The following is a 13,916-nucleotide window of genomic DNA, read 5'->3' as shown; positions in this document are numbered from 1 at the left end:
GATTACTAAATATTATGAGAGAAGGTGGCCATAAAAGGCCACCTTTTTAATTTTTTTAAAAAAATTATAAATATATTATTTTTCCTCTAATGCATTCATACTTTTTAAGTATAAATAATTAGATATATTTGTCCATTCGCGAGATTTTTTAAGATAATTTCTTTGAGATTCAATTATCTCTTTTGTTAAGCCACCTTTTTCTTCAAGCTTTGCTATTAACTCATCATTAACTTTTTTCATAGCTTTAAGAACAGGGAGTGGAAATTCTTTTACTTTAATGTTTGGATATTCTTTTTTCATTTTAACCCAAGCATTAGCACTCGCATCATAATTTTCATTATACATGTCATAAGCTGTCACTTTCATAGCAGCTATTAAAATACTTTGTAAATCTTTTGGTAATTTTTTGAATGCTTTTATGTTAACTAAATACTGCATTTCACTCGCTGGCTCATGCCATCCAGTGTAGTAATATGGTGCAACTTTATGAAATCCCATTTTAATGTCCATTCCAGGTCCAACCCACTCAAGTGCATCAATCGTACCACGCTCTAGTGCAGTATAAAGCTCTCCACCAGGTATATTTGTAACATTAACTCCAAGTTTTGCCATTATCTCACCAGCAAAACCAGGGATTCTCATTTTAAGACCTTTTAAATCATCTACAGTTTTAATCTCTTTTTTAAACCATCCACCCATTTGAACTCCAGTGTTACCACCAGGAAATGAGTAAACTTTATGTTTAGCATATACTTTTTGCATGAGGTCTAATCCACCACCATAATAAAACCATGTTGTTTGTTCAGCTTTAGTCATCCCAAAAGGCATTGAAGTAAAGAAAAGTGTGTCTATATCTTTTCCCTTCCAATAATAACTTCCTGAATGTCCCATTTGATACTGTCCAAGTTTAACCATGTCTAATATACCAAGTGGTGCTTTATGCTTATTTTTACCATGTACCTCGATAAGCAATCTACCATTTGACATTTCTTTAACTAGCTTAGCTAACTTCAATGGAGGAGAAGATAATGGAGTAAGTTGTTTTGGCCATGTCATGGCTAATTTCCACTTATATACCTTATCCTTAGCAAATGCGCTTGAACCAATAAAAGATGCAACAGCTAAAGCCAATGCAACTTTACCAAAAGACTGAATTTTCATGCAAAACCCTTTTAAGATAATTTTTGTCTTAGTTAGACAATTATGTGATGATACTAAAAATTAAATTAATTTTTGCTTTTAAGTTATTTTTTTGAGAGTAAATTTTGCTTGAAGAGGATGTTTTGTAACAATATCATGGTGCGACGAGCGGGATTTGAACCCGCACACCCGGAAGGCACTACCCCCTCAAGATAGCGTGTCTACCAATTCCACCACCGTCGCATTTTAAAGATTAAAGAGAGCCAATTTAGCTCTCTTGTTTTTTACATAAATGGATTTGCGTAAAGTGCAATCAAAGAAACAACAAGTGCATAAATAACTTGTGCTTCAATCATAGCAAGCGCAATAAACATTGTAGTCATTAGCTTTCCGCCAAGACCTGGATTTCTTGCAGTTCCTGCAATTGTAGCAGCTGCAGTATTACCCATACCAACTGCTCCACCTAGTGCAGCAAGTCCAAGACCAACAGATGCTGCTAATACTGAGTAAGATTTAAGCATCTCACCTTCACCAGCAAATGCTGCTGATGCTATCGCTAAAACTAAAAAAATAACTTTTTTCATAAAGTTCTCCTTATTTATTACAAAGTCCGTTCGGCTTGCGTATCCCTACTTATCACTTTGTTCGAGTGGGATTTTAGCCAATTTTTTGTTAAAAACTGTTTAATCCCTAACTAATTCTAGCTCGATTTTTCTACCATTTTGTTTTAAAACTTTTACTTTTACTTTTTGACCAATTTCTAAATAATCGCTTACCTTTTCAACTCTATGATCAGCAATTTTACTTACATGTAAAAGGCCATCTATACCTCCAGGAAGTGATACGAAAGCTCCAAAATCAACAATTCTAACTACTTCACCATCAATGATTTCACCTTCAGCAAATGTAGGTACTGGCTTTTCTTCTCTTCTTTGTCTTCCAGCATTTCTATTATCTCGGCCTCTTCCTCCAAATGATGGTTTACTAACAATTTCCATAATATGATTTTTTGCTGCTTCTACCTTTGTCTTATCATCACCAGCAATTTTAACTTCACCCTTTTCTCTTTCTAAATCAATTGAAACTTCAAACTTTTCAATTATCTCTCTAATTGTTTTTCCAGCTTGTCCAATAATATCAACTATTTTAGAAGGATCAACATTAAAAAGCTCTAATTTTGGTAAAACAGCATTATTAACTACTATATTTTTATTAGCTTCTTCCATTATATTTAAGATATGCTCTCTTCCCTCTTTTGCTTGATAAAGAGCTTCTTTTAAAACATCTCTAGAAACTCCACCTAATTTTATATCCATTTGAAGAGCAGTTATACCATCTCTTGTTCCTGCAACCTTAAAATCCATATCCCCATCATGATCTTCAAGTCCCATGATATCAGTTAAAACTGCATGTTTATCACCTTCAAAAACCAATCCCATGGCAATTCCAGCTACTAATTTTTTTGTTTTAACTCCAGCTGCACGAAGTGCAAGTGAACCAGCACATATTGTAGCTTGAGAAGATGAACCGTTTGATTCTAGTATCTCAGAAACTAGTCTGATAGTTTGCAATCTATCTTTTTCTAGTAATGGCTCTAATGCTCTTTTAGCCAAGTTTCCATGACCTAATTCTCTACGTCCTGGAGGTCTAAGAGGGCTTGCTTCCCCTACGGAAAATCCTGGGAAGTTATAATTTACCATAAAAGTTTCAGTTACTCCACTTTTTTCTGTAAGTAAATCATACATTTGCCCATCTTTATCATTTCCTAGTGTAACTACTGCTAAGGCTTGAGTTTGGCCTCTTGTAAACAAACAACTACCATGAGCTACTGGTAAGATATTTGTTTCAATACTAATTGGTCTTACCTCTTTTAATCCTCTACCATCAGCTCTGATATTTTCATTAATTATCATTTCTCTAACAATTTTTTTCTTGTATTCATTAACAACAGCACTTACTAAATCTTCACTCCATTCTTCTTTTATAGCAATTTCATCACTCATAATTGTTTTTATAATTGTATTAAGCTCAGTTGCTCTTTCGCTTTTTGCCATCTGTGAAACTGCATTTTTTACTGCATCTTTATAAAATTCATCTACATAAGCAAATATTGAATCATTTTGTAAATCTTCTTTGTACTCTAAAATTGCATCTTCTTTTTTAAGTGCTAAAAATGCTTCTTCATAAGCAGTTGTTGCACTAGTTATAGCAGTTTGAGCCTTATCAATAGCCTCTAGTATTGCATCTTCATCAAATTCATTTGTATTTTGTTCATTTACAACACTCTCTCCCATAGCTGGATCTAACATCGGATCAATTGCAGCTACTGGAAGTGGAATAGTAGTTTCAGTAGAGATTGAACGCATCTCTATCATCAAAAGCTCTTCTTTAGTTCCTGCGACATACAAATCAAGTGAACTGTTTTTTAATTCACTATTTGTTGGATTAATCACATACTCTCCATCAATAAACCCAACTCTAACTCCAGCTACATTTTTATTAACTGGTATATCACTAAGATACAAAGCAGCACTTGCTGCATTAAGAGCAGCTACTTGCAAGTCAACTTCAGGATCACAACTTAGAACAAAAAGTGTAAGTTGTGTTGGATAAGCATATCCATTTGGGAAAAGTGGTCTAAGACTTCTATCTATAATTCTAGAAGTTAAAGTTTCAAAATCACCAGGTTTTGTTTCTCTTTTTATATATCCTCCAGGAATTCTACCTGCTGCATAGCTTTTTTCTATATATTGAACAGTTAAAGGAACAAAGTTTCCATCTACTGGAGTATCATCTCTTGAAATAGCAGCTAATATAACTGTATCTTTTATTTTTAACATAACAGAGCCTGCTGCTTGTCTAGCAACTTTGCCTATATCGTAAATCTCCTCTTGGTTATTTACATTAATTATTTTTTCCATCAATTTCTCCTCTTTTTAGCAAAGGCAAATAGTTTTTACTATTACTAATTATTTCTAACACACTTTCTGTGTCTAACTCATTTAACATTTTATAATAAAACTCCACATCAACAAAATTTTCTATTATTCGGACAGAAAATATTTCATCAGTTACAATTTCCAATGAATCTGCAACATCATATGACAGTATTGGTGTAGCATAAGACACTGACTTAGCTTTTGCATTAATTATAGTCTTAATTGCAGTCATTGTAGTCATACCAGTTTCACATCCTTCATCTATCAATAGCACACTTTTATTTTTTAATGAACCTATCAAGTCTCCTTTTCTATATTTATACACTTTTGGTAAAATTTTTTCTTCATACTGTCTATGAGCCTCAGCATATATAAAATCTAAATTTATCTCAAAACTATTTACTAAGGCATTATTTAAAACAATTTCTTCTGTTTCACTAACCATCCCGATTATACACTCTTTATTATTTGGTGCATAAATTGGCTCGCAAAATAAAAGATCATAATTTAAATTCAATTTATTAGCAACCATATTCACAATAGGTACAGCTTGAAGTGAAGGGCAAACTAATATCCAACTATCATTCTTAACCAAAGATTTAGGTAAAACATCCAAAAGTTTTACTGTAGCATCTGCTCTACTTTCAAATATATATTTTGAATTACTTGACACTATTGTGAACCTTTGGATTCTTGAATAAAATCATAGCTTACACCACCAATTGGATATAAATTAAATGTAAGATAAATTCCTTTTTTATTTGTTGAGTCACTTCCAGCACTTGTTAGTTTTGGCATTCTTTCTTCTTTATAAGTGATTTTATAGTCCCAACATTTTTTCTTCATTTTCCAACCAAGACTCCATGATTTCAAATAATCAGTTTCTATATCATAGTTTGTACTAGCAAAGAAATTATAATTACTAATATAGTTGGTAGATACATCAAATGTCAAGTAATTATCTACACTATCAACATTACTAGATCTTGTTTTTTGGTATGTGTGTATAAAACTTACTTTGTATTTATCCAACTGCCAATTTAATGATGTTTGAAACTTTGAAATTCTTGCATATTCATGTGAATATTGCAATGTATTTGTTAGAGATAATTTATCTGTAAAATATATTTTTATATCGTTTGATAAATCCGCATACTTATACTCATCACTAGCAAGTTCACCTAAAATAATTGATTGCCTTAGAGAGTGGGAAACTACCTTTCTACCACTTTTATTATAAAAAAACTCTACCAAATCCAATGATAAATTTTCTCTTGTATCATTTGATAAGGACTGTAATTCATCTAAATCTTCATCTTCTTCTATTATTTTAAAACCATTACTTTTACTACTACTTCCTGGATGGGTATAGGTTGAGCCAAAATAAAATGTATGATAAAAATCATCATACGATTTTACAAGCTCAGTATATAATGATATTGTATGGTAATTTTGAATTATATTTCCATCACCTTTTTTATTTACAGTTTCATCAGTATAATTAACATTAGCAAGATAAAAATTTTCCGTTGCTTTAAAATGTAAAAAGTCATTTAAAAGTGGAAAATAGATACTTATTGGAGCATTTATCTGATGATAAACTGATTTAAATCCACTTTTACTAGTTAAATTTGTTGTTTTGTAATCAACTGAATAAAAAACATTATCTAATAAAATACTATTTGTAAATCTATGATATTGAAGAGTTGGAAGCTCTTGTATTGTTGTATCGTTATTTGTTTTAGACGTATCTTTATAATATTTTGCGTATAATCCAATATAATCTAAATCTCTTTTTATGTAATAGTTCAGCGTAGATTGAATCAACTGGTCATAACTTCCTTCACTATTAGATTTTGTATTTAGATAATCAACATCATTTAAGTAGTTAAAATCCAACCATAGTCCATCTTCAGTATTATTGCCAATCAATTCAGAAAAAAGACGACTTCTATCATATGTAATTGAATAACCCCAATGTTTATCATTTTTTAAACTATTTTTTATATAATAATCGTTGTTTTCATCAAACTGACCAAAAGAAATTTCACCATTTGAATATTTTGAATCTACAAATCTTAATGTACCATGCAATCCATAACCTCTATTTGTTCTTATTTGAGGGTTTAGCTGAAAATCCCAATTGTCTTGAGGCGCAAAATAAATAGGCTGTAAAAAATAAAATCCTTCATCTTTACCATATGAAAATTGTGGCCTTAAAAGCCCAGTTCTTCTTGTCTTATCTGTTGAAAATGAAAAATATGGTAAATAAAACAAAGGGACATCTTTTACATAAAACAAAGCATTGTAAGTGTGTAAAAACTTACTTTCTTTAACATACTTACCACTACTAAAGCCTATCTTCCAATCAGGGTCTTGGACATCACAGCTTGATACAATTGATTTTTTAGAAATATAAAATTCTGGATCAAATGTAGCTTCATTACATTTTAGCCACATTCTTCCATCACCAGTATAAGCAAACATAGGCATTAAGTTGCCATTGTCATTTTTTAAATTTAGCGTTGCGTATCCACTTCTTGTTGAAAATTTTGTACCATCCATTATGGTTATATTGCCAATGAGTTCCAAATCACTACTATTGTAGTCATAAAATGCCTCATCAGCTGTTATTATATATCTATCACTGTATAGTACAACCTCATCTTTTGCGTGAACTATTGTGCCATTTTTATCTAGTAGTTTTGCTAATATTTCAACTTTTTGCGAGGAGTTTGCAAGTAAAATTGTACTAAAAAAAGATAAGGTTAAAACTAATATTCTAAAAAACATTTACAACCAATGTTCCAGCTACTTTATCATGCCATGTTTGTCTTTTTGGATTTAAATATGCCCAAATAAACCCAAGATAAAATGCATTTTCACTAATAATTCTTACTGTAGCTCTTAAAATAGAATATAAAACTGTAGGATTTTCTAAATCATAAATTGAAATAACTTTAATTTTCATAAAAATCTTACCTAAAGTTGCACCATACATCCATACAAAAAATGCCTGATAAATTATTTTTAAAATTATTATATATACAACTAAATTTTGTATCATACGAATAGTTTGTTCTACATCATCTGTACTAGGAATTGAGCTAACATAAATCACAACAAACAACAAAGATACTAATATTTCATCAATTGTATAAGCAAGCATCCTTTTACCAAAAGATGCTAATGTTACATCTTCTCTCTCTAATTTTTCAATAATCTCTTCATCACGCATTATTAAGTGCCTGATATGCTATATCTGTTCTAAATTTTTTACCAGCAAAATGAACATCCCCACATCTTGCATATGCTCTATCTCTAGCCTCTTTTATGCTATCTCCTAAACCAATACAAAGAAGAACTCTTCCTCCTGTTGCATACAATATTCCATCTTCTAAACTAACTCCAGCATAAGAGATATGAGTGTTTTCTAAAACTTCATTATCAACTGATTTATCTACAATAATTTCAGCAGGTTTTGAACTACCATAAGGGTAATTTTCACTTGCCATCACTACACCAACAGCGTATTTATCACTCATTTTAATATCTAAATTTTTCAAATCATTTATAGCAGCTTTATAAAAAAGCTCACTTACTGAACTCTCAATTAAAGGCATTAAAATTTCACACTCAGGATCACCAAATCTTACATTGTATTCTAAAACAATTGGCTCGTTATTTACTATCATTAATCCAACAAATAAAACTCCTTCAAAAGGATAACCCTCTTCTTTCATTCCTTTTAAAGTTGGCTCAATAACTCGTTCGTTTATCTTTTTATATAGTTCATCATTTATCAGAGGAGTTGGAGCATATGCACCCATACCACCTGTGTTTGGTCCTTTATCTCCATCAAGTAATCTTTTATGATCTTGTGCTGCTGGAAGAACTTTATAATCACTTCCATCACAAATTGCAAAAATTGAAAGCTCATACCCATCTAAAAACTCTTCAACTACAATAGAAGTACCAGCATCTCCAAAACTTACTCCACTTAACATATCTCTGGCTGCTTGTTTTGCTTCTTCATAACTTTGAGCGATGATAACACCTTTTCCTGCACAAAGGCCATCTGCTTTTACTACAACTGGTAAAGGTAAGCTATCTATAAATTTTTCTGCTTCTTTTAAATCACTTGTTTCAATGTATTTTGCTGTAGGAATTGAATTTCTTTTAAGAAAGTTTTTCATAAATATTTTAGAACCTTCAAGTCTTGAAGCAGCTTTACTTGAACCAAATATTTTAAGGCCTTTTTTCTTAAAGACATCTACAATACCTTCAACCAAAGGAGCTTCTGGTCCTACGATTGTTAAATCTATTTTATTTTCTATAACATAATCAGATAGTTTATCAAAATCACTTATTGATACATTAGTTCCTAAGTTACATGTAGCTCCATTTCCAGGGGCAAAATATATTTTATTTACATTTTCATCTTTGCTTAAAGCAAGACCAATAGAATACTCTCTTCCACCACTTCCTACAATCAATATATCCATTAACAACCTTCTACATGTAAATAAAAAAAACCCGAGCGGGCGTCCCGTTTATGCTGTGGCCCTAATTAGCCAACGATGTAGAACTAACCATTTTCTTAGGCTGCAATTTCTCGACTTAAAAAAGTCTCAAACGAAATCACAGACACACAAAAACAGCACCCGTTCCACGAAATACTATCTGTTGGACCCTCAAAAATACGGTTTTCGCTTCACCCAGGTATAAGGACAATGCCCTTATATAATTATAGATAAATTTTGCTTGAATTATTCTAAAGCAAGGCTTTTTGCAAGGTTTATTGAGGATTTTATTGAGCGACTTGGGCTGATTATTTTTTCTACATGTAAAGGAAGTGCACTTGCTGTAATCTTTCCTATACAAACTGCTCTAAATGATTCATTCCAATCATAATTTTTAAAAAAACACTCAACAGTAGATGGTGATGTAAAAATAAATATAGATTTATCCTCAAATTCTATATCTAAGTTTTTTTCTTTACATGTAGTTTCATAAACAATTTTAGAGCTTAAAAGAACACCATCATTTTTTAAAATATTTTCTATATTTGAGAGAACTTTTTTACCTCTTAAAAAAAGTGTATTCTTACCTCTTAAAAAATGTACAATTTCTTTTGCAAATTCGTCTCCATATGAATTTGAAGATGTATAGACTAGATTTGTTCCAAGCTCTTTTAAAACTTGTGCTGTACCCTCTCCAATAGCATAAGATGGTATTTTACTCCATTTTTCTACATCAGTTTGAATTGCTCTAGCAGAGTTTTTGGAGGTAAATATCAAAGCTTCATAAGCTGAAAAATCAATATCAGTTTTTAAATAGTTAATTTTTATTTGAGGGAGGTTATTTACCCCCTCGTAATTTGTATTACTAAGGAGGTAAATACTCAATGTATTATTCCCATTCTATTGTTGCAGGTGGTTTTGAGCTGATATCATATACTACTCTGTTGATACCATCTACTTCATTTATTATTCTTCTACTCATATTTTCTAGTATATTATGAGGAATATGAGCAAAAGTTGCAGTCATACCATCTGTTGCTTCAACAATTCTGATACAAGCTGTGTTATCATAAGTTCTATTATCACCCATAACGCCTACACTTCTAACATTTAAAAGAACAGTAAAAGCTTGCCATGTTTTATCATAATATCCACTGGCTCTTAGCTCTTCAAGCATTATAGTATCAGCTTTTCTAAGGATTTCTAAATCCTCTTTTCTAACCTCACCCATAATCCTTATGCCAAGTCCAGGTCCTGGGAATGGATGACGAGATATCATGTCTTTTGGAAGTCCAAGTTCTAATCCTAGTTTTCTAACCTCATCTTTAAAAATTTCATTCAGTGGCTCAACCAATTCAAACTTCATCCAATCAGGAAGTCCTCCAACATTGTGATGAGACTTAATAGTTTTAGAAGGTCCTTTAACACTTACTGATTCAATTACATCAGTATAAAGTGTTCCTTGAGCTAAAAATTCTATACCATCGTGTTTTTTAGCCTCTTTATCAAACACCTCTATAAAAGTTTCTCCTATAATTTTTCTTTTTTTCTCAGGATCTATTACACCTTTTAGCTTTGATAAAAAGATTTCACTAGCATCAACAGTAATTAAATTAATCCCCAATTTTGATTTGAACATAGCTTCAACTTGTTCTCTTTCGTTTGCTCTAAGTAGGCCATTATCAACAAAAACAGACACTAGTTTATCACCTATTGCTTCATGTAATAGGGCTGCAACTACTGAGCTATCAACCCCACCACTTACTGCACAAAGTACTTTTTTATCTCCAACTTGCTTTCTTATAGCTTCAATCTTTTCTTTTGCAAAAGAACCCATATTCCAAGTACTTTCACATCCACATATGTATTTTGCAAAGTTCTTTAAAAGTTTTGTTCCTTGTTCACTATGATAAACTTCTGGATGAAATTGAAAAGCATATATTTTTCTCTTCTCATCTGCAATTGCAGCGTATGGGGAATTTTCACTATATCCAATTTTCTCAAACCCATCTGGCAGACTCTCAACTCTATCACCATGACTCATCCATACAGTTTGTCCATTTTTTGTATCGGTAAAAATTCCATGATCACTTTCAAAACTTAAACTTGCTTTTCCATACTCTTGATGATCTGCAGGGATAACACTTCCACCAAAATGCTGAGTAATTAGCTGCATTCCATAACAAATCCCTAAAATTGGCAAACCAAGTTCAAAAATTTCACTATCAGGATGATAAGCATCTTTAGCATAAACAGATGCTGGACCTCCACTTAAAATAATACCTTTTGGATTTCTTTTTTTAATATCTTCTATATTTTCTTTATATGGAACAATCTCACAATACACACCACTTTCTCTTAGCTTTCTTGCAATTAACTGCGTATATTGAGAACCAAAATCCAAAACAACTATAGGTACATTTTTTTTCATTTATATCCTTATTTTATTATTTTATTCTACATACCAATGAAGCATTTCAAATTGGACATACCAAATAATAATTGAAAGTATATATCCAACTAAAATAGTCCACGCATATTGTAAATGCGCCATAAATGTATAAACACCTCTTAGTTTTCCCATAACTCCTACACCAGCAGCACTTCCAAAACTAATTAAACTTCCTCCAATACCTGCTGTTAGCGTTACTAACATCCACTGAGCTGACTCCATTGAAGGATTTGCTTTTAAAACTGCACTCATAACAGGAACATTATCAACAATTGCAGATAAGAAACCAACTCCAATATTTACAGCTGTTGGCCCAGCAGTATCATAAAGTTTTACAGCTAAATCCAAATATCCTAAGAAGTGTAAACCGCCAACTGCTGCTAAAATACCAAAGAAAAATAAAAGAGTATCATTTTCTATTTTACTCATTGATCCAAATACATTTATATCCTCTTTATGCTTTATTTTTAAAGTATAAGAATACATTTTTAACAAAGACAAACCAAACATCATACCCCACATAGCAGGAAATCCAAAAACTTGATGAGACATTACAGCTGAAAATATTGTAAACACTCCAAGAGCAATGATTACTTTTCCACCCTTACGAATTTGTGCTTTTGGTTCTGTTGCAGCATCAAAATGAGGTTCGCTATCTGGAACATATCTTGAAAGTAAAAATGCAGTTAACCACCAACCTAAAAATGATGCTGGAAATAAAAATAAGAATTCAAAAAAACTACCTTTTTCAGCAGCCCATGCCATCAAAGTTGTAATATCTCCAAATGGACTCCAAGCCCCTCCAGCATTTGCTGCAACTACTATGTTAATAGCACCAGGAACTAAAAATTCTTTTTTCTCTTTTTCTATTGTTAAAAGTACAGTAGAAAGAATTAAAGCTGTTGTTAGGTTATCAGCAACTGGACTTAAGAAAAATGCAATCAAACCTGTTAACCAATATAATTTTTTGTATGAATAACCTCTTGAAACTAAGTTGTATTTTAAAGTATTAAATACATTTCTCTCTATCAAAGCTTCTATGTAGGTCATAGCAACATATAAGAAGAAAAATATTTCTGCAATTTCAAGTATAAGCTTTTCAACTTCATGATCTAGTGGTTCTGTATCTAAACCATTCATTGCAAAATAAACGCCTATTATCATAAAAATCAATGTTCCAATAAACAATGCTGGCTTAGCCTTATTTATATGATATTTTTCTTCCGCCGCTATTACATAGTAGCCTACTACAAAAATAATAAGCGATAAAATACCAACCCACGTAGTTGTAAAACTCTCTCCACTTGAAGCAAAAGCTCCTGTGAAACTTAAAAGCAAAATCAACAGCTTTTTCATCTAATCCTCTCCTATGATGTAATGTGCTCCTAAAGATTTTTTCCTCTTTAGTGCGCTTTGTATAATAACCTTTGAAGTCAAAAGACGAAGTCTTATTAACTTTCCTGTTGGTAATTTTAGCATTTCTTTGACTAAATTTAAAGCATTTTTCAATTTTTTTTCACTTCTTACTATTCCTGCACTTTGCCACATAAGATTTCGTAACTCATTTTTCAGTTTTTTATCACCATCTTTAATTAAGTTATTTTTAGGAGTTAAAAATTCTACTTTTTCTTTTTTTTCATTAAAATGACTGACAAGGTGTCTAGCTACCCTTTTAGAAAAAACCAATCCCTCAAGTAAAGAATTACTAGCTAATCTGTTCGCTCCATGAACTCCAGTTGAAGCACTTTCTCCAACTGCATATAAATCTTGTATATTTTCTATTTGTCCATCTAAATCAGTTTTAATCCCTCCCATTGCATAATGAAATGCTGGTGAAATTGGAATCTTCTCGCTAGGTAGGTTATATCCTAAATTTTTCATATTAAAATAAATACTTGGGAATCTATTTTTAAAATGTTCCTCTTCAAAACAACTAACATCTAAAAATACTTCTTTATTTGTTTTTTGCTGATAAGAAAAAATTGCTTCAGAGACTACATTTCTAGGGCTTAACTCTCCCCTTTTGTCATAGTCAAATAAAAATCTTTTTCCATCACTATCAACTACCTTTGCACCCTCTCCTCTTAGAGCTTCACTTAAAAGCTGTTTTCTTACTGCATTGCTTTTAACAAAAACCGTAGGATGAAATTGCATCATTTCCATATCTCTAAGCTCAATGCCATGTTCTATACAAATCCCATGAATATCAGCACTAATAGTTCTTGAATTTGTGTGATACTCATACAATGAGCCAACTCCACCACTTGCCAATACTACTTTATTGGCATATAGATTAAATATTTCTCCATTATGAAAAACACTAAGTCCATAACAAACATCATCTTTTATAAGTAAATCAATGACTTGGGTGTTATAAATAATAGGAAACTTCAGTGACTCCATTAAAAAACGATGAAGTTCCCTTCCTGTTGCATCTCCTCCTGCATGAACAACTCTATTTCTAGAGTGAGCTGCTTCTTTTGTAAAAAGTAGTTTTCCATCACTGCATTTATCAAACCAAAAGTCTAGTTTTACCAAATCAGCAATTGCTTCTCTTCCTTCACTACATAAAACTTCAACAGCTTTTTTATCACAAAGTCCAGCTCCAGCGTTGATTGTATCTTTTACATGTAAAGCTATATCATCATCATCAACTGCAACTGCAATTCCACCTTGAGCATAAAAAGTATTGCACTCCCATGCATAATCTTTACTTAGTACTATTGCATCAATATCATCAGGAAGATTAAGCGCAGTCGATAGACCTGCTACTCCTGAACCTACGATGATCACATCATAATAATTTTTCACTTTGTTATACTTTTTTGTTTATCTACATATTTTGGAGCACTTTTATATCCA

11 protein-coding genes and 1 tRNA gene are annotated in these 13,916 nt (G+C 31.7%); all 12 read right to left on the bottom strand.

The features are described from left to right. Positions 1 to 75 precede the first annotated feature (75 nt). The 12 genes from ACKGJI_RS03255 to nadB all read right to left on the bottom strand — a co-directional run bounded on the left by ACKGJI_RS03255 (position 76) and on the right by nadB (position 13,865). Positions 76 to 1,161 (bottom strand): TRAP transporter substrate-binding protein, encoded by a 1,086-nt coding sequence (locus tag ACKGJI_RS03255; RefSeq protein WP_458701126.1) that lies wholly within the window; start codon positions 1,159 to 1,161, stop codon positions 76 to 78. 136 nt (positions 1,162 to 1,297) lie between these two features. After that, positions 1,298 to 1,383: transfer RNA gene (locus ACKGJI_RS03250), tRNA-Leu, on the bottom strand. 41 nt (positions 1,384 to 1,424) lie between these two features. Further along, a complete protein-coding gene (locus ACKGJI_RS03245) occupies positions 1,425 to 1,724 on the bottom strand; it encodes a F0F1 ATP synthase subunit C (RefSeq protein WP_458701125.1) in 300 nt (99 codons plus the stop codon). Positions 1,725 to 1,823: 99 nt separating this feature from the next. Then, the gene (locus ACKGJI_RS03240; RefSeq protein ID WP_458701124.1) at positions 1,824 to 4,061 is read right to left on the bottom strand and encodes a polyribonucleotide nucleotidyltransferase; all 2,238 of its coding nucleotides are present in this window, start codon (positions 4,059 to 4,061) and stop codon (positions 1,824 to 1,826) included. Next, complete coding sequence (locus ACKGJI_RS03235; protein WP_458701123.1) at positions 4,045 to 4,752, bottom strand: phosphoribosyltransferase family protein; 708 nt, start codon at positions 4,750 to 4,752, stop codon at positions 4,045 to 4,047. The genes ACKGJI_RS03240 and ACKGJI_RS03235 overlap by 17 nt, the downstream gene beginning before the upstream one ends. Then, a complete protein-coding gene (locus ACKGJI_RS03230) occupies positions 4,752 to 6,872 on the bottom strand; it encodes an LPS-assembly protein LptD (protein WP_458701122.1) in 2,121 nt (706 codons plus the stop codon). Before ACKGJI_RS03230 ends, ACKGJI_RS03235 begins: the two co-directional genes overlap by 1 nt. After that, on the bottom strand, positions 6,862 to 7,317 hold the full coding sequence (locus ACKGJI_RS03225; RefSeq protein ID WP_458701121.1) for an RDD family protein: 456 nt from the start codon (positions 7,315 to 7,317) through the stop codon (positions 6,862 to 6,864). The genes ACKGJI_RS03230 and ACKGJI_RS03225 overlap by 11 nt, the downstream gene beginning before the upstream one ends. Further along, positions 7,310 to 8,584 (bottom strand): phosphoribosylamine--glycine ligase, encoded by a 1,275-nt coding sequence (purD, locus tag ACKGJI_RS03220; RefSeq protein ID WP_458701120.1) that lies wholly within the window; start codon positions 8,582 to 8,584, stop codon positions 7,310 to 7,312. The genes ACKGJI_RS03225 and purD overlap by 8 nt, the downstream gene beginning before the upstream one ends. Positions 8,585 to 8,848: 264 nt before the next feature. Further along, a complete protein-coding gene (locus ACKGJI_RS03215) occupies positions 8,849 to 9,487 on the bottom strand; it encodes a uroporphyrinogen-III synthase (protein WP_458701119.1) in 639 nt (212 codons plus the stop codon). 4 nt (positions 9,488 to 9,491) lie between these two features. Then, positions 9,492 to 11,033 carry a glutamine-hydrolyzing GMP synthase gene (gene guaA, locus ACKGJI_RS03210; RefSeq protein ID WP_458701118.1) on the bottom strand — a complete coding sequence of 514 codons (1,542 nt, stop codon included), beginning with the start codon at positions 11,031 to 11,033 and terminating at the stop codon, positions 9,492 to 9,494. A gap of 21 nt (positions 11,034 to 11,054) precedes the next feature. Continuing rightward, positions 11,055 to 12,410 (bottom strand): sodium:proton antiporter NhaD, encoded by a 1,356-nt coding sequence (nhaD, locus tag ACKGJI_RS03205; protein WP_458701117.1) that lies wholly within the window; start codon positions 12,408 to 12,410, stop codon positions 11,055 to 11,057. After that, the gene (gene nadB, locus ACKGJI_RS03200; protein WP_458701116.1) at positions 12,411 to 13,865 is read right to left on the bottom strand and encodes an L-aspartate oxidase; all 1,455 of its coding nucleotides are present in this window, start codon (positions 13,863 to 13,865) and stop codon (positions 12,411 to 12,413) included. Between the last annotated feature and the right edge of the window lie 51 nt (positions 13,866 to 13,916).

The sequence above is a fragment of the Sulfurospirillum sp. 1307 genome (assembly GCF_054408545.1).
This window is presented reverse-complemented; position numbering and strand designations above follow the sequence as displayed.